Below are 1,139 nucleotides of genomic sequence, written 5' to 3' on the forward strand. Positions count from 1 at the left end.
TCCGGCGGGATCTTGCTGTGGAGCTAAGGAGAATTGAACTCCTGACCTCCTGCATGCCATGCAGGCGCTCTACCAACTGAGCTATAGCCCCTTGCTTTGGTCCGCCCGGTTTCCCCGGCGGCGACGCCAACATTACCGGGCGACGGCCCCAGCACCAAATCCATTGCGACCCGCCCCACCACGGCGCTGACGTCGGCCTCCGTCCCACCGTCCGGCCTGCGTTCCCGAGTGCTCGTACGCCTGGTCGGAGGCAGCGTGAACGGCGTCGAAACGGCGTCCAGTTGCCGCCTGCCGCCCTCCAGGGCCGCGCTCAGGCCGTGACGAAGGAATAGAAGCGCTTGAGCGTGCAGTGCTCTTCGAGGAGGCGGCCGTAGATCGGTTCACCCTCGAGTTCACGGTAGGTCTCGATCGGGTCGCCTTTTATGATCAGCGCCCGCGCGCATTCCTCGCACCAGTACTGGTAGTCGGGGTTCACCGGTTCCATGTCGCGGACGATCGGCGTTCCGCTGCCGCACCAGTCGCACTTTCGCCTGTGTGCACCCATCGATCAGCTCCAGCTGTGGCCGCAGGCCGTGCACACGTAGGAAATCCCGCCGTTGTCGCCAAGGAGCTGGGCGACGTGGACGGAACCGCAGGAAGGGCAGCTGAGCCGGGTGATCGTATCCCGTGTCAACGCTGCGTCGAAGAGGTGACCGCCCTCCCCGAGGATGCTCGCAGGCATCACTACTCCCTCCCGTCGGGCCGCGCCCCCTTCCGGCCGTTTGATTCTGCCACGGCCGGACCAATACGGTCAGCGACGCCTCAGTACCAGTCCGGACACAGCGGCCTGTCCGGCCGTACGGACCGTGCGACTCGCACCCCGAAGCGCCTCATGAGAGGTATACGCCTGGCGGGGCCGAGTGACTCAAGCCGAACCGGAACAGTTCGCCGCGGATACGTGCCGCGCGCGAACCGGAGGTACGGTCCCGGCCGTTGATCCGGGCGTCCGCCGTGGATACCAGAAGATCCCGCCGATCACAGTGATCGGCGGGATCTTGTTGTCTCGCTGTGGAGCTAAGGAGAATTGAACTCCTGACCTCCTGCATGCCATGCAGGCGCTCTACCAACTGAGCTATAGCCCCTTGCGTTCCCTCCCCGGC

Annotated in this window: 1 protein-coding gene and 2 tRNA genes; all 3 read right to left on the minus strand. The window is 65.2% G+C overall.

Annotated features, from left to right (window positions below):
- Window positions 1-18: 18 nt before the first annotated feature.
- A tRNA-Ala gene (locus tag ACFYNL_RS39720) sits at window positions 19-91 on the minus strand.
- Between the two features lie 219 nt (window positions 92-310).
- On the minus strand, window positions 311-544 hold the full coding sequence (locus ACFYNL_RS39725) for a hypothetical protein (RefSeq protein ID WP_003976229.1): 234 nt from the start codon (window positions 542-544) through the stop codon (window positions 311-313).
- 504 nt (window positions 545-1,048) lie between these two features.
- A tRNA-Ala gene (locus tag ACFYNL_RS39730) sits at window positions 1,049-1,121 on the minus strand.
- Window positions 1,122-1,139 lie beyond the last annotated feature (18 nt).

Source organism: Streptomyces sp. NPDC007808, from assembly GCF_042868655.1.
Classification (GTDB): Bacteria; Actinomycetota; Actinomycetes; order Streptomycetales; family Streptomycetaceae; genus Streptomyces.